The 19,152-nt window shown below is 41.0% G+C and carries 18 protein-coding genes and 1 pseudogene; 3 read left to right on the forward strand and 16 right to left on the reverse strand.

The genetic code is table 11. From position 1 onward, the window contains the following. Nucleotides 1-25: 25 nt before the first annotated feature. The 14 genes from frr to G4407_RS09225 form a co-directional block, all read right to left on the reverse strand. Entirely contained in the window at nt 26-577 is a 552-nt protein-coding gene (frr, locus tag G4407_RS09160) for a ribosome recycling factor (RefSeq protein WP_173688644.1), read from the reverse strand. A 27-nt stretch (nt 578-604) separates the two neighbouring features. Continuing rightward, the gene (gene pyrH / locus G4407_RS09165) at nt 605-1,300 is read right to left on the reverse strand and encodes a UMP kinase (RefSeq protein ID WP_022220574.1); all 696 of its coding nucleotides are present in this window, start codon (nt 1,298-1,300) and stop codon (nt 605-607) included. A gap of 419 nt (nt 1,301-1,719) precedes the next feature. After that, nucleotides 1,720-2,640 carry a DMT family transporter gene (locus G4407_RS09170; RefSeq protein ID WP_173688645.1) on the reverse strand — a complete coding sequence of 307 codons (921 nt, stop codon included), beginning with the start codon at nt 2,638-2,640 and terminating at the stop codon, nt 1,720-1,722. 12 nt (nt 2,641-2,652) lie between these two features. Then, nucleotides 2,653-3,381 (reverse strand): amino acid kinase family protein, encoded by a 729-nt coding sequence (locus G4407_RS09175; RefSeq protein ID WP_173688646.1) that lies wholly within the window; start codon nt 3,379-3,381, stop codon nt 2,653-2,655. 175 nt (nt 3,382-3,556) lie between these two features. Beyond that, nucleotides 3,557-4,078, reverse strand: a complete 522-nt coding sequence (locus G4407_RS09180; protein ID WP_173688647.1) for a CarD family transcriptional regulator — start codon at nt 4,076-4,078, stop codon at nt 3,557-3,559. Nucleotides 4,079-4,422: 344 nt separating this feature from the next. Continuing rightward, on the reverse strand, nt 4,423-5,361 hold the full coding sequence (locus G4407_RS09185) for a tRNA dihydrouridine synthase (protein WP_173688648.1): 939 nt from the start codon (nt 5,359-5,361) through the stop codon (nt 4,423-4,425). Further along, the gene (gene tsaA, locus G4407_RS09190) at nt 5,358-6,032 is read right to left on the reverse strand and encodes a tRNA (N6-threonylcarbamoyladenosine(37)-N6)-methyltransferase TrmO (protein WP_173688649.1); all 675 of its coding nucleotides are present in this window, start codon (nt 6,030-6,032) and stop codon (nt 5,358-5,360) included. Before tsaA ends, G4407_RS09185 begins: the two co-directional genes overlap by 4 nt. Beyond that, the gene (locus G4407_RS09195; protein WP_201856667.1) at nt 6,023-6,697 is read right to left on the reverse strand and encodes a YoaK family protein; all 675 of its coding nucleotides are present in this window, start codon (nt 6,695-6,697) and stop codon (nt 6,023-6,025) included. Before G4407_RS09195 ends, tsaA begins: the two co-directional genes overlap by 10 nt. Nucleotide 6,698: 1 nt before the next feature. Next, on the reverse strand, nt 6,699-8,129 hold the full coding sequence (locus tag G4407_RS09200; protein WP_173688651.1) for a DUF512 domain-containing protein: 1,431 nt from the start codon (nt 8,127-8,129) through the stop codon (nt 6,699-6,701). Between the two features lie 661 nt (nt 8,130-8,790). Next, nucleotides 8,791-9,837, reverse strand: a complete 1,047-nt coding sequence (hydE, locus tag G4407_RS09205; RefSeq protein ID WP_173688652.1) for a [FeFe] hydrogenase H-cluster radical SAM maturase HydE — start codon at nt 9,835-9,837, stop codon at nt 8,791-8,793. Between the two features lie 275 nt (nt 9,838-10,112). Then, nucleotides 10,113-10,949 carry a glycoside hydrolase family 25 protein gene (locus G4407_RS09210; RefSeq protein WP_173688653.1) on the reverse strand — a complete coding sequence of 279 codons (837 nt, stop codon included), beginning with the start codon at nt 10,947-10,949 and terminating at the stop codon, nt 10,113-10,115. A gap of 96 nt (nt 10,950-11,045) precedes the next feature. Further along, on the reverse strand, nt 11,046-12,632 hold the full coding sequence (locus tag G4407_RS09215; RefSeq protein WP_173688671.1) for an AAA family ATPase: 1,587 nt from the start codon (nt 12,630-12,632) through the stop codon (nt 11,046-11,048). A gap of 160 nt (nt 12,633-12,792) precedes the next feature. Next, nucleotides 12,793-13,455, reverse strand: a complete 663-nt coding sequence (locus tag G4407_RS09220) for a hypothetical protein (RefSeq protein ID WP_173688654.1) — start codon at nt 13,453-13,455, stop codon at nt 12,793-12,795. A gap of 43 nt (nt 13,456-13,498) precedes the next feature. Next, nucleotides 13,499-14,242: an IS1096 element passenger TnpR family protein gene (locus G4407_RS09225; protein ID WP_173688655.1), complete on the reverse strand. Its 744-nt coding sequence runs from the start codon at nt 14,240-14,242 to the stop codon at nt 13,499-13,501. Nucleotides 14,243-14,617: 375 nt separating this feature from the next. Here G4407_RS09225 and G4407_RS09230 point away from each other — a divergent pair, with 375 nt between their 5' ends. The 3 genes from G4407_RS09230 to G4407_RS09240 all read left to right on the forward strand — a co-directional run bounded on the left by G4407_RS09230 (nt 14,618) and on the right by G4407_RS09240 (nt 17,885). After that, the gene (locus G4407_RS09230) at nt 14,618-16,282 is read left to right on the forward strand and encodes a hypothetical protein (RefSeq protein WP_173688656.1); all 1,665 of its coding nucleotides are present in this window, start codon (nt 14,618-14,620) and stop codon (nt 16,280-16,282) included. Beyond that, nucleotides 16,228-16,965: an NUDIX hydrolase gene (locus G4407_RS09235; RefSeq protein ID WP_173688657.1), complete on the forward strand. Its 738-nt coding sequence runs from the start codon at nt 16,228-16,230 to the stop codon at nt 16,963-16,965. The genes G4407_RS09230 and G4407_RS09235 overlap by 55 nt, the downstream gene beginning before the upstream one ends. Nucleotides 16,966-17,342: 377 nt before the next feature. Next, on the forward strand, nt 17,343-17,885 hold the full coding sequence (locus tag G4407_RS09240; protein ID WP_173688658.1) for a Uma2 family endonuclease: 543 nt from the start codon (nt 17,343-17,345) through the stop codon (nt 17,883-17,885). 116 nt (nt 17,886-18,001) lie between these two features. Here the strand turns inward: G4407_RS09240 and G4407_RS16555 are convergent, their stop codons facing one another. Both G4407_RS16555 and G4407_RS17025 read right to left on the reverse strand, forming a co-directional pair. Then, a complete protein-coding gene (locus G4407_RS16555) occupies nt 18,002-18,811 on the reverse strand; it encodes a hypothetical protein (protein ID WP_243868805.1) in 810 nt (269 codons plus the stop codon). 2 nt (nt 18,812-18,813) lie between these two features. Continuing rightward, nucleotides 18,814-19,083 (reverse strand): annotated as a pseudogene (locus tag G4407_RS17025) (VOC family protein); the annotation flags it as partial. Between the last annotated feature and the right edge of the window lie 69 nt (nt 19,084-19,152).

Genomic DNA, 19,152 nt, shown 5'->3' on the forward strand with positions numbered 1-19,152 from the left:
TCTCGCCGCCCCTTATCTTTCCTTCTTATACTGTCATAACTTCTTTTGACTTTGCATCGACTGCTGCATCAACTTCTTTGATGTATTTGTCAGTCATCTTCTGGATCTGATCTTCAAGATCCTGAATTTCATCCTCCGAAACGTCTGTTCCTTTCAGCTTCTTGAATGCATCATTTCCATCACGGCGGATGTTACGGATTGCAACCTTGGATGCTTCTCCTTTTTTCTTAACATCTTTCACCAGTTCTTTTCTTCGTTCCTCAGTCAGTTCCGGGAATACCAGACGGATTACTGTACCATCGTTGGTTGGATTGATTCCGATATCAGACATCAGGATTGCTTTCTCAATATCTTTGATGATCTTCTTTTCCCATGGCTGGATCTGGATCATACGTGCTTCCGGAACAGAAATGTTTGCCACCTGCTGGATCGGTGTCGGTGTTCCATAATATTCTACAGTTAATTTGTTCAGAATATTCGGGTTTGCACGTCCTGCACGGATAGAAGCAAGCTCTGTATCCAGTGCATGGATGGTTTTCTGCATCTTTTCATCGTATATTTTTAATTTTTCGTTCATATGTTATCCTCCCTTAATGGGTGCTGCTTATACAGTCACCTTTGTTCCGTTGAAATTACCGCTCATTGTCTCTACGATACTGTTCTCTTCGTTCAGTCCGAATACCAGCATCGGCATCTTATTCTCAAGGCACATGATCGATGCGGTCAGATCTACTGCCATAAGCTTCTTATCGATGATTTCCTGAATAGAAATCTCATCATACTTCTTCGCTTCCGGATTCACCTTCGGATCGCTGTCATAGATTCCGTCAATCGCTTTTGCAAGAAGCATTGCATCTGCTTCAATCTCAATTGCACGGAGAACAGCTCCTGTATCCGTTGAGAAATACGGGTGTCCTGTGCCACCTGCGAAAAAGATTACTTTTCCTTCGTTCAGTGCTTCCACTGCTGCATCTTTTGAAAACAGGGAAGTGAATGCTCCGCAGACAAATGGAGTGAAAACCTCTGTCTTCATACCTACATGTCTGAAAATATCGGATACATAGATGCAGTTCATCACTGTTGCAAGCATTCCGATCTGGTCCGCTTTGGTACGGTCGATCGTCTCGCTGGTTCTTCCTCTCCAGAAATTACCGCCTCCGGTTACGATTGCAACCTGGATTCCCTGATCTACGATCTGCTTTACCTGCTTTGCAACGCCAATACATGTTGCCTCATCAAAACCTGTCTTTTTGTCTCCTGCAAGTGCTTCTCCGCTTAATTTTAAAAGAACTCTTTTCATCTGTCTTTGCTCCTGTCTCTTGGTTTTTAAGATACTTTCGCATACCTGGGTTTAGTATAGCATACCTGGGTTTAAAATGGAAGTTCTAAGTTTGTTACATTGAGGGTGGGTAGCGCAAAATTTTGTAGAATTGGAGGAATTGACGCAGAATGTACAAATGATTTTGTTTCACTTCCGTTGTGCAAACCATTCCGAGAAGCCGCTGAATGCGGGGATTGTGTCAGCAATGGCTTCCACAATTCCCTGCGTCTTCTCTCCATTGCACAACAATTGGAATTGAAACAAAATCATTTGTACATTCTGCTGGTTTTCCCTGATTTATATGTTTTGGTGTGTGTTCAATGTAATGAACGGAAAGCGGTAGCTTTGGCTCACTGAGTGGTTTGGTTTTGACACCACAATTTCAACCAATTGAGGAGCTATGCTTCTTTATTTTCCGGCTTTCCGGGCAGTTGGGCGAGGATGATGGCGCTGAACATCAGAATGCATCCTGCTATTTCTCGGATACTTAGTTTCTGACCGAGAATCATCCAGCCTCCGAGGACGGAGAAGACGGATTCCAGGCTGAGGATGAGAGATGCCACGGTTGGGTCGGCATCTTTCTGGGCTACGATCTGGAGGGTGTAGGCTACACCGCTTGAGAGGACTCCGGCATAAAGTACCGGTACTGCTGCTGCGAAAATATCTGACAGACGTGGTGTTTCAAATAAAAACATTGGGATTGCCGACAGAATTCCGGTTATGAAGAACTGGATGCAGGCGATCCGCACACCGTCTGCTTTTGGTGAAAAATAATCGATCACCAGAATGTGGATCGTAAATACGACCGCACACAGAAGAACCAGTGTGTCCCCTTTTCCAAGCACCAGCTTGTCGGTGATACAGAGCAGATATAAGCCCACAACAGAAATCATGACACTTACCCAGATTCTTGCTTCTACTTTCTTTTTCAGAAAAATTCCAAAGATCGGCACAAGCACAATGTAAAGAGCTGTGATGAATCCGGCTTTTCCTACCGTTGTGTACTGCATTCCGATCTGCTGCAGATTGGTTGCCACGCATAGTGCAAGACCACAACAGATTCCACCGAGCAGTTCCATCTTTTTTTCTTCTTTGGAAACTGCCTTTTTTCCTCCCTCTGTCCCGTCATTTTTGGCGCGCCATTGATCCAGGAACCAGATACACGGGATCAGAAAGATTCCTCCGATAAAGGAACGCACACAACTGAATGTAAATGGTCCTACATAGTCCATCCCTACGCTCTGTGCTACAAATGCAGATCCCCAGATGAATGCCGTCAAAAAGAGCATCAGTGTATTTTTTCCTGTCATTTTCTTCATCGAGCCGGTCTCCTATTTGCCAAGCTCATGAAGATATAATTTTGCTTCTGTTTCAATGAAGATCGTTCCTGCTCCGTTTACACTGAAGAATTCGATCAGAAGAACGTGACGGATTCTTCCGTCCAAAATATGCACACGGTTGACACCATTTTTCGATGCCTGAAGGCCATAACCGATGATCTCGTCAAATTCTTTCGGGAAATTACGTTCTTTGCGCAGTTTTTCTACTTCCGGGACGGTAATCTTATAATAAATATCTTTTCTCTCTTCATCTTTGTAGATTCCAGGATATTTTGACAGATAAACCAGCTTGTCCGCCTGCATTTTCTCTGCAATCTCAAGTGCAGTCTCTTTCGGATCGATATATTCGCTTTCGTTGTCGATATCATTTGGCACGATGACCGGAATATAATCATTATCCAGCATCAGACCAATAGTCTCTGTATCTACACCACAGATACCGATCGCCTTAACTCCACAGAGTTCAAGGAGCTTGGCGATCCGCTTATTCTCACGGAATTTGTCCAGTCCCATACGGGTATCATGTACTACGATCGGGCGCATACCAACACTCTTTAAGAGGACGATATCCTGCATCAGTCTCTGCTCTTCCACTCCGCTGAGCCACTCGGCACATCCGTACTCAATGACCACCGTTTTCTGGTTAAAGTCTCTGATATATGGTAACGCATCTATCAGGATCGAAGCTTTATGCTCCACAAGTTCTAATTCTTTATCCATGATTTCACCTCATTTTCAATCTTATCCAAAACAGTATAGCATAGAATGGCTTCTATTTGAAGAACCCATTTTTCAGAAAACAGCCGGAAATGCCAAATATTCTGCAAAATCATCCCTCTGTGCTGTCGTTACCATTTTTCGCTCCCGTTATACCCGGAAGAACCGGTCCTCTGCATTAGCAAAGTACCGGTTCTTCTGTCTCATTTATTTTATTCGATATATATGCTTCCATTCCGCTTTCCGGAATTCCAAGTGCTATGGAAAGCTCCGAATACAGGTTGCCTTCTGCCATCCGGAGATAACGTTCATCGGTCGCCGTGATCTTCTTTCCCTGCTTCAGGCGGGATACTTTCCGTTCATACAGTGTCTTGATGATCCGCACCCACTCTGCGCATTTACAGCTTTTCATGCATTCTCTGTACTTTTCTTCCCTTTGCTTCTCGTTTCCGATCCAGAGTCCCTCGATCTGCGGGATCTCACGGATCAGTTTTTCTGCTTCTTCTTTTGAAATGACTCTTCGCATGACAATTTTTTCATTGTCTACCGGTGTAAATACTTTTCCGTGTTTCTCATGTACCGGTCTCAAAATGTAATACAGTTTGTCCTTCGGTACTCCATCCATTTTCAGCGTCGTAATTTCGGTCACTTCACAAATCCCTGTCCGGCCATAAACAATTAAATCTCCTACTTCGTACATTTTCTTCCTTCTTTCTTAGACTTGCCGAATCCCTACCTCTTTATTTTATCAGATAATTGTAGAAGTTTCTAATGTTTTTCAGATTTTTGTGAATCTTAGTCAAAGCTAACGCCTGGATTTTTATGCAATTTTACTAGAAAATAGGGGATTTTGTCGCAAGATGCGTCCCAAAAAGAATCCTGTCCCATTCCATTGTGCAAACCATTCCGAGAAGCCTCTGAAAGCGAAAATCATTTTCAGCAGAGGCTTCAATGATTTTTGAGTCTTCTCTCCATTGCACAATCATCGGAATGGGACAGGTTTCTTCTTTAGTATTTTGGCTGTTTCATCAAACTGCATTTTTATTATTGTAAATACGTACAGTTTCTGTATAAACCTTCTACCGCCATCCGGTATTCCCGGATGGTCTGGCTTTTGCGGATTTGTGTCAGATATTCTTCGCTGTTTTGAAAATTTTTGCCGAGATACCACCAGAGTTCTTTCATTTTGACTACTGCATTTTTTTCTTCTGGAGATTTTTCGATATAGGCATCAAGAAGATGATCGCAGAATGTAGCAATCTTCTTGGTGTCAAATGTAGATTCCCCTTTTATAACTGCCGGAAGAAATGGGTTCATCAGAATTCCTCTTCCGAGCATGATGCATTCTGTTTCGGGGAATTTCTGGTGGAAGGTTTGGTAATCTTCCACACAAAAAATGTCTCCATTATAGACCAGAGGATTTTTGCTGTTCCGGAAGGCGTAGGCGAAGGTCGTCCAGTCGGGTCTGTTTTTGTAATAATCCTGTTGGACTCTTGAGTGAAGGATCAGTTCTTCCAGGGGATAATGATTGTAAATATCCAGAAGTTCTTCGAACTCATCCTGTTCATATTTGCCACTTCTTGTTTTGATAGAAATCTTCATATCGAGTTTATCAAAGATTTCATCAAGGAAGTGGTTCAGTTCATCAGGATAAAACAAAAAGCCGGATCCCCTTTTCCGGTTTACAACTGTTTTAGAAGGGCAGCCGAGATTCAGATTGACTTCTTCATAGCCGAATCCTTTCAGCTGCCGGGCCAGGCGGATGAAATCTTCGGCGCGGTTGGTCAGGATCTGCGGTACGGTATACATGCCCTCATTATTTTCCGGAAGGATCTCATTCCATTCCTGTCTGCTGAATTTTCCTTTAGGATTCGGGTTCAGGAAAGGGGTGAAATATTTATCCATGGGTTCAAAAAAGGTGTGGTACGCCCTGCGGTATACCTCACCTGTAATGCCTTCCATCGGTGCAAGATAGATTTTCATAATCTTTCTACCTCCGTCACAATAAGTGTTCCTTCTTCTACCCGGAAATGGATTCCCATCCCTGCATAGTCCATACCGTAAATCCGGGATGGATCCTTCTGGTAAGAAGGTCTTGGATCCTGTTCCAGGATCTGGATCAGCGCCGTCCTTTTTTCTGCCGGGATCAGTTCCAGACACTGCTCCGGGAAACTCACTTCCAGTCTGTAATCCTTTTTTTCTTCTGCAAAACCGCCCCTTGCCTCCGGATGACTGTCCACATACGGAAGGTAAGGCTTGATATCGTAAATCGGGGTTCCGTCCAGAAGGTCCGCTCCCTCTACGATCAGCACCGGTCCTTCTTTTTCCCGAAATTCCACACCCGTAAGTTTAACCGATGAAAGTCCGATCGGATTCGGACGAAATGGAGAACGGGTGGCAAAGACTCCCACCCGTCTGTTACCACCAAGCCGCGGTGGACGTACCGTCGGGCTCCAGGTATCCCGGATCGACTCCGAAAATTCCCAGATCAGCCACAGATAATCATACGTCTCTATTTCCCGCAGCGCATCCGCATTCTGATATTCCGGCAGAAAATGGATTTCTGCCCGGGTATCCACAAGATTACTCTGTCGCGGAATCCCGAATTTTTCCACAAAATCGGATCTTATATACGCGATCTGCTTTATTTGCATTGTTCTTTTTCTCCATCAACAAACATCATCACAAAAGCAATTGCCAGAATTGCAGAAGCAATCAGAAGTGCCTTTTCAGCAAACATTTCCACACAGGCATTTCCGATAACTGCACCGATCACAAAGAAGAAGATGATTCCATAGTACAAAAGTCCTTTCTTGATATACTCTTTATCCTTCGTGTTCGCATAACTGCACATATGCTGGGTCGCACTTCGTAAGTTTCCGATACACATGGTGGTTGCAATTCCGTTTCCATGGATTTTGCGGAAGCTTTCCACCTGAATCCCACACGCAAGGGATGTGAGTGCATTCGCCGCCAGATTAAAATTCTGTGGGATAAAGCTGACACTCAGTAAGATCACTGCCTCACAGAATACCGAAATCTGTCTCCAGTGCAGAAGTGTCAGATTTTTCGTCCGTATTTTCACCAGATCTGCAAGGGCGATTCCAATGGCAAATGCCAGCACCGGTACCAGATAATGAAGTGCCATCTGCCAGTTTCTCTCTGAAATATTGATTCCAAGAAGCAGAATATTTCCAGTCTGCGCATTGGCAAATACTTTTCCTCTGCACATATAAGAATAGGCGTCCATAAATCCGCCTGCGATTGCAAGGATCACACCGAGTTTGATCGATTCAGACATCTGTTTTGAAAATTTCAAGTTACTCATCCTCTCTGTCGTATGCTTTGATGTATACAAAGTTCTCATTGTTCCGTTCTGTATGATAATCCAAATTCAGTGCCGCGTCAAGGAAATCCTTTCCACCGGACTCCACGGCTTTTAACTTCATGCCAAGTGCCGCTTCCACATCCTGTACGGTCATATCATCCAGAAAGACCTCTTCTCCGCTTCGCAGCATATTGATCGGGATCTGAAGCGTGTCTCCCAGATCCTCTCCTGCTTCCTGCCGCTCTTTGATCTGCGCCACCAGATCCTGTCCTGTGATCAGCCCGGATACGGTGATCGTCTCGCCGAAGAAATCATTGCGGATACAGACAACGGTGATCTTTACCTTCGGAAATGCTTCCATGATCCGGTCTGCGAATTCCTGAATGGTCGGATAAGCAAGCTTTGCGGTCGCAATGGTAAATGTCCGTGCGGTCTCTTCTTTTAACTTTGGATACTCTTCACTTGCCAGAAACTCCTCCAATGCATGATAAAATTCATCCCGCAGAAGCCGCATCATGCCAACACCATTTTCCAGCTGGATATACCCGTCATAGCGTCCTTCCTCCGGGAAATCCCTCTCTGCAAGGATATACCACTCATCACTTGCATGGATAAAATGAAGCCCGTATTCATCATATGCTTTCTTCTGATAACTCTCGATCAGGTCAATAGTCTCTTCTGCTTCTTCTTTCGTGAAAAGTTCCAACGGATAAAGTCCCTCTCTGTATTTGGAAAGTCCTGCCGGAACCACCGACACACTCCGCATAAATGGCAGATATTTCATCAGGTCTTCGATAGACCTGCGCAGCTCGTCCTTGTCATTGACTCCTTTACAGAGTACGATCTGCCCGTTCATCTCCACATGTCCGGCGTACAGATCATCCACAAATTTCAGCTTTTCCCCGGCGAAACGGTTGTGCAGCATCTTGCAGCGAAGCTCCGGATTAGTGGTCTGAATGGAAATATTGATCGGTGCAAGCTGCATCTCAATGATACGGTCCACGTCCTTCTGTTTCATATTCGTCAAGGTAATATAATTGCCCTGCAGGAAAGACAGACGTGAATCATCATCTTTAAAATACAAGGTCTCACGCATTCCCGGCGGCATCTGATCGATAAAACAGAAAATGCACTTGTTACTGCAGGAACGGTAATCACTCATCAGACCATTTTCAAATTCAACCCCCAGATCATCGTCATATTCTTTCTCGATCTCCAGAAGCCATTCTTCCCCATCCGGCTTGCGGATCAGTACTTCTACATACTCATCCTTGATCATATAACGATAATCAAAAACGTCCTCTATTTTCTGGTTATTTATTCGCAGAAGGACATCTCCCGGCTCGATCTCCATCGCCTCGGCAATGGAATCCGGGTAAACCTCACGGATCAGATGTCCCTGATACTCATTTTTCTTACTCAAATTATATTCCTCCCAAAATTCGGAATCGGAAACAAGACCTTTTCCAGGCTGGCTTCCTCTTTCGTGTAATCCTCATATTTTTATCATAAACGACTTTTTCTGCGATGATTACATACTTTTTCATCATACCATAAAACTGTAAGTTTCGGTAGGGATAAAATGCAGAAGCCTGAAACATAAATTCAAACGATACCTTTCATTCTCCAACCAAACACAGGGGAACGAAACTTTTTACGGTCCCATTCCCCTGTGTCCGGCTTGTATATATGGTTCTCTATATACAATTTCAATTTGCTTTAAAATAAAATATTTTATTTATGATACCGCATTGTACAAGAAAGGTCTGCGGGTTCTCATTAGAAAACAGCTAAATCAAGTTCCTCCTGTTCTTACGCGTATAAGTATTGTCGACTTCTATATAGTAGCATATCCTGCGTATATTTTCCTAGTGGTAAAAAGGGAGATTCTTTTACCGCTGAAAATGCCGGTTCGATAGCTTGTGAAATCCATCGAAATGTATCGAAAAGTGTTTTCTTTCTACAGATTCTTTTGATTCTTGCAAAAATAATTTTTCTTCTTTGTGATATCTGTTTAAAATCAAAAGCATAATTTTAGCAAGTTTTTACAGAAAATCTGTTCGATTCCATCCATCATACTTTTTTTACACTGCATCTCCACGCTCTGTCACCAGTTCGTATCCGACACTTGCCACTCGTCTTCCCATGCATCCACGGCATTCTGCCGCTTCTTCTCCGGTACAGATCTTGTTATCATACAGCTCATACTGCTTCCGGTTCTTTATCGGTGAAAGATTCGGCATCACAACATTGGCTCCTGCCTGCAGCCCTTTCTCTCTGCCAAGCGGATCCATCGTCCCAAGTGCTGTCGTTGCCGGAAGAAGTACCTTCGGCAGCAGGATCCGGATCACAGCGAGCAGAAACAGTGTCATCTCCACACTTCCTGCCGGTTCTTTTGCAAACTGCGTGTCGTGGTGTGGGATGAACGGTCCAATCCCCACCATCTCCGGCTGCAATTTTTTCAGAAATACCAGATCCTCTGCAAGATCCTCTGTCGTCTGATAAGGTGAACCAACCATCATGCCAGCCCCCACCTGATAACCAAGCTTCTTCAGATCATACAGACAGTTTTTCCGGACTTCGAGACTCATTTTCTCCGGATGCAGCTTCCGGTAATGCTCTTCATTCGCCGTCTCATGACGAAGCAGGTAACGATCCGCTCCGGCTTCCCGGAACCTTTTATAACTTTCATAAGACTTCTCACCAATCGACAGCGTCAGCGCACATTCCGGATATGCTTCCTTGATTTTTTTAATAATCTCTACCATCCGGTCATCTGTATAATAAGCATCTTCCCCGCCCTGAAGGACAAACGTCCGGAATCCAAGCTCATAGCCATTCTCACAACATGCCATGATCTCTTCTTCTGTCAGACGGTAGCGCTTTGCATTCGCATTACTTTTGCGGATTCCACAGTAATAACAGTCATTCTTACAATAGTTGGTATATTCGATCAGTCCTCTGGTAAATACCTTTTTCCCGTAATAAATCTCCCGAATACGGACTGCTTCTTCTTTCAGTCTCCGGACTGCCTCCGGATCTTCTGCACATTTTATCAATTCGACAAATTCCGGTTTCGTAAAATCCGGATTCTCGATAAATCTTTCGTAAACTGGTTTCATTCTTTCCATTCTCCCTGCCTGGTTTTCTGTGCCTTTTCTGAATTTTTCTAACTTTATGCAATCTGTTTATCTCTGTGCTCAATTATCCATACACAACTTGCATAAAGTTAAAATCAGACATTTCGTCATACAAGTATCAGCGATACTATGCTCAGTCTATAACATCATAAAATTTATTCTATCACACTTCATCAGCCGCGGCAATCACTCCATCAATGTCTACGATTTGGTACTACATTTTCCTGCAAATCGCAACAAATACTTTTTCAGAAATCAGTAAATTTTTATCTTTTTACAAACTGGATATCCAAATCCACATTTCCGTCAATCCCAGGCACGCTTCCTGTACTGGAATACTGCCACATACTGAACCTATACGGCGTCTGCGGAAGTTCTTCGTAATCTGCATACCAGACCGGATAATCTGACAGCTTCTCCAGATCCAGTTCATACGCTTCCCACAGCATATTGCTGTAAATCATGGCATCATATCCTGCTTCTTCTATTGCTTTACAAAATACCTTCGCATTTTGGGTAAATTGTTCTCCCGTTACACCATCCGTCCGTGCTTCGTCCTCCAGAATATGCTCCGGATCATACACAACCGGCATCTGAAGCTCCTGCCCTTTCAAATGTTCCAGAACAAAATCAGCCTCTTCTTCATTTACCGCCTGCGAGAAAAAATAAACACCAACATCCATTCCAGCTTTTCGGGCATTTTTCAGATTCTGTTCAAACTTCTCGTCTGCATTTAACGTACCTTCTTCGCCATAGCCACGATATCCGATTCGTAGAATTGCAAATTCATAGCCTGCTGCTTTCACCTGCTCCCAGTCAATATCTCCCTGAAAAACAGATACATCCACACCCAGCCTCGAAGTGTATTTGTCATCTTCATAGCTAATTTTATTTTCAGTTTTTGCAAAAAGTGCATTATCATACGGATTTTTGGCAACTGCTTCATTGATTTCCACCGTATAACACTCGCCGTGTGCATCTACAAAATCAAGCGTATTTTTCACATTTTTTGCATCCGCAGAAGTTTCTGCAGCTTTTTTTCCAGAACATCCTGTAAGCAAAGCTACTAACATTCCGAAAATAATCCATCTTACTTTTTTCATCTATTTTCCATTTTTCTTCGTTATATTTTCCACAGATTCTAAAATGTAAACTGTGTATTGCTCCACAAAAATATCGCCTGGTAAAACTACATCCTTTTATTTCACATACTGTTCAATCAAGCATTGATGTTCCTTACTTTCCTTATCGTAATTAATTCCCACCAGCAAAATATTCCCCGTATAATTCAATACAGATTCCGGATACTTTTTATCTTTAATTTGTCCTAACGCAGTTTGCGCATTCTTATTCCACTTCAATTCAACCACAAGTGCCGGGTAATCATCCCTGTATTCTGGTTTAGAAATATAAATGAAATCAGCAAATCCCCGTCCCGTTGGCAATTCCCGAATCGGTTTAAAATAATACTGCATCGAATTCAAATATGCAATTGCCAGAACACTGCTCAGAGAATTTTCGTCGTTATACTGTAGCATAGAACAATAATCACTGTGGATTTTTTCAATCTGCGCTGCTACCGCATCCCCATCCATATCTAATGTAGCATCTAATAATGTTTCGGATGTCTGTTGAAAATCAAGGAATTCATTCCACTTTTTCCTACGTGTGGCGCGAATCAGCTCTTGTCTTATCTCTTCATTCGGCACAAATGCCGCTTCCGTTTTACTAAGATATGCCAGATACCCTAAATGGATCAAATAAGTCAGAACATCATCTTTGTTCACAATACTGACAATATCATTTTGAAAAGATCCAACATCCACTTTTACAGCTGCTCCTGACACCATTTCAATAATCGCAGTCTTTAAACCGTCAAAATTCATATTGATCAACGGAACGATTCCATCATATGAAGCTGTTCCAGACCAGTAACTCTGAAATTCCCCTTCCATCATCAGATTTACAACCGCATTCGGATTATAGACATGATATTGACCAAGCTGATATCCATCATACCATCTTTTTACTTCTTCAAAATCTCGATCATAATTCTCGCACAAAGCTTTCACTTCATCTTCAGTAAATCCAATATAAGAAGAAAGTGGTCCTGCACTAAGCATAGAATATAATTTAAAATTATTTAATGCAGATTGTGATATCTCTTTTTTAACAGGCAAAATACCCGTCAGGAATGCAAGTTGAATGTACTTTGTTGGTTCCGTTCCTTTAAATAACCCTCTTAAAAAGTTAATATACTCTTCCTGAACCTTTTTATCCGCAGCCGCATCGCGGATCAGTACATCCCATTCGTCTATAATAATAATGAATTTATTTCCCGTTTTATTGTTAATTACAGCCAGCGCTTCTGACAAAGAATTTATCTTTTCCGGCAATTCATTTGAATAATATGTCCGTAATTCCGCAAGCGTTTTTCCCGTAATATACGAAACAATTTTTTCCGCGCCGCCTGCCGGCTCCATACACCATTGAATGTCCAAATGAATTACATCGTATTGATTCAAATGTGTTCTAAAATCCAAGTACTTACTAATTTCAAATCCGGAAAACATTTTTTCCGAATCACATCCCCTGCTGTAATAGGCTGTAAGCATATTTGCCGTGACAGATTTTCCAAATCGGCGTGGACGGCTATTGCAAATATATCCCTGCAATGTATTCATTACTTTGTTGGTATATTCCAACAAACCTGTTTTATCAACATATATTTCTGAATTCAACGCAACCTGAAACGCCGAATTATCTGGATTTACGAAAATCCCCATCTGTATCCACTTCCTTTCTGCCTCTATACAGATTATATTATCATCTGCCATCTAAAATGGCAAACCTCCATCATTGCCCGTATCCTGTCATATTCTAATTACAATATATGATACTTCTGCTTTCACTTGCAGATTTTACAAAACTTTTTCCTTATAATCCCTATAGTTGTTCTTCAAACTCTTCACAGCGCATAATCTCCTTCACCGCATCCGTCAATGCATAAAACAAATACGCATCTTTCACTCTTGCTTCCGGATGCGAAAATGAGATGACAACAGATTTGCCATCTCTGAAATACCAGATTCCCCTTGAAGTCATTTTCCATTCAACCTCTCTGTCCTTATAACATGCATCCATAAAAACATACTCCGTGCCACAGCAAATAATAAAGTCTGCTTTATACAAATCAATCTGCTTCTTGATAATGTCATGATGATCAACTGCTGCCCTGTAAATTTCACCATTATTTGAAGTACGTCCACCAGAAGTTTTCTTCAAATTGACCGCTGCTATTTTCTTCAACTCCCGCAAGCGTCTTTGTTCATTGTCTGTCTCCATCTCAGACCACAAAAATTCTTTTTCCCAGGACAGAATTCCTTCCGTCCAGCGTGCAATATTATCCCAAGTCTGTGATCTTCCACCCTCATAAACAAAATCTCGCAGATCCCAGCTTTTTCCACCATTTACTTCTTTCAGGATATATACGATCTTATATCTGGCATTTAAAAATTCCTGCTCGCAAATCACTCCATCGGCTACAATACTGGTATCTTTTTCTCTTAATTTTTGAAATAAAAGCTCCTCTCGTTCTTTAATCGACATAGCTTTTTCCTTCTCTTTGTGAACTAATTATATCTGTATTTATCTAACAAATTTCATCCGGTTCAAACTGCTCCGGATACACACTGCTTCCTTCATATCCGCAGACTCCCATCCTTGGAGAATTCGTAACCGGAAGTAGCCACACCTCTTCACTGTCAATTTCTTCATCAAATTCGCCCTCTTCAAGCTTGTCTGCGCACTCGTCACACCAAAATGGTTCTTCACCATAAATATCCACGGCATTTATCCAGGATGCTCTGTGTTCCCCGCAAATCGAACACTGAAATTCCGGTGGATTGTTTCTGGATAATATCACCACTTTTTTACTCTGCTTTGGTGCATTATAATAATTCAATACTTTGATCGCAAGTTCCGTAGTAGATCCAAAATCATACTCATATCCAAACAACATATCCGATTCAAGTATTTCTTTTAATTTGTGTTCCGTGCTTTCTGCCGGCTCATCCCAGCAAAAATCATCATCTGGTTCCTTTTCATAGCTTACGCCATTAATCTCAAACGCGCTTAAATGTCCACAGCATTCTACCCAGATATCACGGATAAACTGATCCAGATCATCCAATGTTGCATTCTCTTTGATCTGTATAATAAGCCAGTAATCTTTATTGTACGCTCCATATAACAGCAGTTCAAAATATTTTTCGGTTTCTGTTGTCTTTTCATATAAATCAATTCTTCTCTTACACGTTTGCAAATGTTTTACCATGCCTGTTCTGGTGTATTCTTTACTGCAATATTTACAATAGCCTCTCGTACTTTTTCTCATTTGACGTTCTCCTTCACAACTTTATAATCTGATCCATCCAATCTTCCTTCTTGGTCGGCATCTACGGCGTTTTATACGGTAGAAAAGCAAGTATCATCGCCGTCCGGCAGGCATACTTTTTCATTTAGTGCCTCCAAGCCTTCCACCATAGTTATACTTAGATTGTACCAAGACGCTAGCGCGTCGGCTAGCCCTAAATACGTAAAACCACTACTTTTTTCTTAAAATTTTCTTTTTTACTAATCCCATTTTCTCATTTTCCAAGCAGAATATCCATCCCAACAATATTTAAGTAGTTGACACACCGAAGATTATAGCCGAAAATTATGTATATCAGATACTTAAAAATAACTGATAAGCAGAAAGGACTACTCTATGAGGGAATACGTATATTTATTTGAACTCGATTCAGTAAGAAAAACAGATGAAGAAATAATAGCCGGACAAAAAGCTTTATATAATGAAATTGTCAACAACGGAAATATTGTCGTGCTAACCTATAATCAATTAGTGGATTCCAGAGGATTTTTTAGTTTATTAAAAGATTCCGAATACCAGAAATATTTTATCAGACTTTTTGAAAATGGCGCAATCCGCATATCCCAGTATGGTGATATACGAAGTTTATCCCAGTATTTAATCAACTCTGTTGAATCAGAAAAACAATTTATCTATTCTGCACTGCCTGTAAAATCTTCTCAAAGAAGACTTTTGTCCTTAATCAAACGAAGTTTATTATATTCAGATCTTTCTGAAATATTTGAGTATTCTACAGGTACAAATCGCTCCGAACATGAGCTGATCAAACTATTTGAAGAGCTTGTATACGATGAAACCATAAGCCCGGAAAACTCAGAAGAAACTCAGAAAAAAAAGAAAATTTTAAAACAAAGTTCTTTATTCGATGAAAAAACTGTCAACCATTCAAAAGAGTCTGTCGTACAGGAAATGCGTAATATATTGCAAAAATTATATTGGCTGCTCTCAACCGTACTACGTTTGAGCGCATTACACGATATTTATATTCCTCCGAAAGCTCCCGAAGAATATAAAAAACTAAAAATGCAAAATATTATTACATTTGTAACTGAATTTGAAAATCCGCAAGATCCATTATGGGATAAAGCAATCCATATTATAAAGAATCTCTCATGTTATCAAAATGGTAATAATGACCGATCTGTTTATTTACATAAAATAAAGCAAAAATTCAAAGAAGATGCATCCAAATGCAAAACTCCATATCAATATGCAGAGGCAATTATCAATATCTGCTATAATTACGCCTGCGAGCTAAGTATATGTAATGTTACAAAGCATTATGATGTAAATGAATTGTCCGAGAATTTCAGCGGTGAAAAAATAACTTTTCGTTCTGACTTTTTTAATCGTTTAAACCAGGACTGGCATGATGGAAATCTTGCTGATGAAAAATATTTATTAGATGAAACAATGTATTTTAAAGAATTTGAACAGCTGAAAGCTTTACCCAGGTTCAAAATAGCGGCTCGCTACACAGGATACGTGTCATATAAAACAACAGCGGAAAATGAAAGCATTATTTATCGATATGAATACAATTTCAACAAGAAAGTTCAACACCATAAAAAAGAAATTCATGCCTCAATAAGAAAACACCTGTTACTTGCAATCATATGTCTGTTTCTGGCTTTTGCCATTGATCGTTGCTTAGATCTGTTTCAGGATCAGCTTCAGATATATATGACAGCATTTTCTACCACAAAGAAACTGGCTCTACTGCCATGCATAAAATGGATCCATATTCCTGCCGGTCTAAAATCAGTCGCCGGTCAGGCACTGGAATGGTTGTTTCTTTTGATCGTCAGTGAAGCGGTCACCTCTGGGCTTGCCCATGTGTTTCCAGTACTATCTTCTCTGTCAGATGCACTTGGAGATATAGGCAAACTAATCAAAGATGCTATCGATATTTCTTTTGCAAACCAGCTATTTACAACAATAACTGCATGGCAGACATTGCGGCCGGTGAAAAAAGAAATAAATCGGTTCCTATTTCATTAGTCCTTTCACCTGAACTAAAAAAATACATCAAATACCAAAAGAATGGGGCTCATGAAGATTTATTTAAAAATTCTTCGATATATCCGATTGCAGATGTGAATGATGAATCAATAACAAAATATCTGATGCAGTTAGAAGAATTATATGGCTATAAATTCGGAGTCGTATATCAGAGTAATTTCAATACACTGATTGTAGATCCTATAAAAAACAGTAATTCTGAGACTCCGAAAAAGTTCTTCCCTTACGAACGAATTGTTTCACCAAACGGAAAAAACGGGGTTGTTATGATACCGAAATACAAAAATAACTTCTTATTGCTAAATCAGTATCGACACGCACCAAGAAAAATGCAGTATAGTTTTCCAAGAGGATTTTCAGAAGATAATTTAACTTCATCTGAAAATGCGGCAAGAGAGCTAAAAGAAGAAATAGGCGCAACCATCGTCAATGAGCCAATTCTGCTCGGAAACGTAATTTCTGACAGCGGACTTACAGGCAACAGGGTTGATGTATATTTGGTAGAAATCGAATCTTTTCAACAGAACCAGCAAATTCACGAAGGAATTAAACAGATTATAGAAATTCCTGTCAATAAAATGGATGATTGGATTCGTCAGGGGAAAATTGATGATGGATTTTCTTTGAGCGCATATGCATTATATCAATCACATATAAACTAAAGTATTTAACTCTAAATATCATCTATAAAAAATTGCCTCAATTCATGTTGGGTACATTGTAGCAGACGAACTGCTATTTTGCACTCTGCCATGTTTTGAGGCACTTACATACTATCTTCCATATCAGCCATCCAACAAACATTCCAACTGTATTTGTTACCACATTTTCAATACGTAGTTTTTGTCGCTTTTGACTATGTACACAGCATTGATTAAATGTTATACTTATATTATATAACAAAATCAAAACGGTTGCAGCAATAGCCGGCGAATCAGCTAACGGCTATATTAAAGAAGCTATTAAGCAAAGAATTCTTCGCGAATCTGAGTAGCCATATTCTTTACATTTTATACGTTCAAGAAAGGAGTATTCTTCTATGCCATTACCAAAAGAGCAGATTTATACAACCGACGATATTTACAAGCTTCCAGAAGGAACCAGAGCCGAACTGATTGACGGTCATATTTATTACATGGCACCGCCGAGCAGACTACATCAGGAAATTACCGGAACGTTATACCGTAAGATTGCAGACTATATTGATTCAAAGAAGGGATCCTGTAAAATTTATATTGCTCCATTTGCTGTTTTTCTAAATGAGAATGATAAAAACTATGTTGAGCCGGATATCAGCATAATTTGTGATAAAAACAAACTTACAGATAATGGGTGCACAGGTGCACCGGATTGGATTATGGAGATTGTATCCCCTGGCAGCAGACGCATGGACTATTCTATAAAACTATTCAAATATCGATCTGCTGGTGTCCGAGAATACTGGATTGTGGATCCAATAAAGAACCGGATCACTGTCTGGAACTTTGAAACAGATGATAACAACGAATTTACTTTTTCCGATCAGGTAAAAGCTGGTCTTTATTCTGATTTAGTTATTGACTTCTCTCAAATTCAACTTTAATCCTTAAATAGCACCTGGAAATCAACAATACTTTGTGACTGATTTCCGAGTGCTATTTTTTTCTTTGTGGTTCAATGATAATATCCGTGAATCCCTCGCTGGCTTCCATGTTTGACTTAACCACCCAATCTGTATTTCCCGTCAACAGTCCTGCAAGAAAATCTTCTCTTCACTTCATCCGGTACATCAATCAGACCAAACCGGTAGAACATTCCGTATATGTAAGTCACGCCTCGGATATCGCCCAGAGCTTTAGGACGATCAACCACTTTCCCCACCTTTTTAATATTCCGTAGTGCCAATAACACCGAACTCCATGCCAGACTTTTACTCTTCTCCCGCCTGTCAATCCACAGTTCTTTCGTGTATTGTCCATTTCTGCCTTTTCTAATTTCATAAGAAAATGGCAATCCTGAGTAGGTTTTAAATTTTACCCCGGCATAAGCCAGAACCACTCCCCAGAAGTTTTCTTCTGTCGGATCAGCCCTCCACCGCTTCATTGCTCTGTATCTCCGCTGCCGCTCAGCTCCAACACTGATCTGCTCTTTGGCTGCTGTACTTGAGAAGTACACACCTTTCTGATATGGTAAGTACGAGGTAACGGAGGCTTTGGAAAGCTGAAGAGTATTTGCGGTTGAGAGGATTGCTTCTTTATAGCACTCTGTTTCTCGGTACTCCTCAAAGGTATCCCGTACCTTCTCCGCCATTTCTGATTCATACACACCAGCCGTGATGAGGAGCTTCCTCACCTTGATAGGATTCAAGTTCAAAGCGTCGGCGATGACCTGCAGGGAGTCATTTGAATTATAGAGAACCATAGCAGCATCCATCTGCTCTTTCAAATTCTTTCCTGCATCGTATTCTGGCTTCAGCTTCTTCCGGCCTCCACCGGGCTTCCGAGATTTATGTGTTCTTTTCTCTCCCATGATTATTCGTGCAGTTCCAGCGGCAATCCGTCTGGGTCATAAAAAAAAGTCATCTTCTTGCCGGTAAAATCGTCAACTCGGATCGGCTCACATTCAATGCCTATCTCCGCCAGCTCATTCACTATCTGCTTCACGCTGTCTACGCAAAATGCAAGATGACGCAGTCCACAGGCCTCTGGACAGTTCACACGCTTCGGAGAATTTTTCTCAGCGAAAATCTCCAGCTCTGTATATTCATTAACACGAAGATCCAGCTTCCAGTCCTTTCGTTCTGAGCATGGTGATAATATTTTTCCTTTTATAGTTGTTTAAGTATATCACAAGTCTGCAAATAAATCAGT

The sequence above is a fragment of the Allocoprococcus comes genome (assembly GCF_013300725.1).
Lineage (GTDB): Bacteria > Bacillota > Clostridia > Lachnospirales > Lachnospiraceae > Allocoprococcus > Allocoprococcus comes_A.

Coding starts and splice junctions, on each gene's coding strand:
- G4407_RS16555 (WP_243868805.1), bottom strand. CDS start 18,811: ATGGGAGAGAAAAGAACACATAAATCTCGGAAGCCCGGTGGAGGCCGG.
- frr (WP_173688644.1), bottom strand. CDS start 577: ATGAACGAAAAATTAAAAATATACGATGAAAAGATGCAGAAAACCATC.
- G4407_RS09215 (WP_173688671.1), bottom strand. CDS start 12,632: ATGGGGATTTTCGTAAATCCAGATAATTCGGCGTTTCAGGTTGCGTTG.
- G4407_RS09210 (WP_173688653.1), bottom strand. CDS start 10,949: ATGAAAAAAGTAAGATGGATTATTTTCGGAATGTTAGTAGCTTTGCTT.
- G4407_RS09235 (WP_173688657.1), top strand. CDS start 16,228: ATGGCAGACATTGCGGCCGGTGAAAAAAGAAATAAATCGGTTCCTATT.
- G4407_RS09230 (WP_173688656.1), top strand. CDS start 14,618: ATGAGGGAATACGTATATTTATTTGAACTCGATTCAGTAAGAAAAACA.
- G4407_RS09225 (WP_173688655.1), bottom strand. CDS start 14,242: ATGAGAAAAAGTACGAGAGGCTATTGTAAATATTGCAGTAAAGAATAC.
- G4407_RS09170 (WP_173688645.1), bottom strand. CDS start 2,640: ATGAAGAAAATGACAGGAAAAAATACACTGATGCTCTTTTTGACGGCA.
- G4407_RS09185 (WP_173688648.1), bottom strand. CDS start 5,361: ATGAAAATCTATCTTGCACCGATGGAAGGCATTACAGGTGAGGTATAC.
- G4407_RS09220 (WP_173688654.1), bottom strand. CDS start 13,455: ATGTCGATTAAAGAACGAGAGGAGCTTTTATTTCAAAAATTAAGAGAA.
- tsaA (WP_173688649.1), bottom strand. CDS start 6,032: ATGCAAATAAAGCAGATCGCGTATATAAGATCCGATTTTGTGGAAAAA.
- G4407_RS09175 (WP_173688646.1), bottom strand. CDS start 3,381: ATGGATAAAGAATTAGAACTTGTGGAGCATAAAGCTTCGATCCTGATA.
- pyrH (WP_022220574.1), bottom strand. CDS start 1,300: ATGAAAAGAGTTCTTTTAAAATTAAGCGGAGAAGCACTTGCAGGAGAC.
- G4407_RS09240 (WP_173688658.1), top strand. CDS start 17,343: ATGCCATTACCAAAAGAGCAGATTTATACAACCGACGATATTTACAAG.
- G4407_RS09180 (WP_173688647.1), bottom strand. CDS start 4,078: ATGTACGAAGTAGGAGATTTAATTGTTTATGGCCGGACAGGGATTTGT.
- hydE (WP_173688652.1), bottom strand. CDS start 9,837: ATGGAAAGAATGAAACCAGTTTACGAAAGATTTATCGAGAATCCGGAT.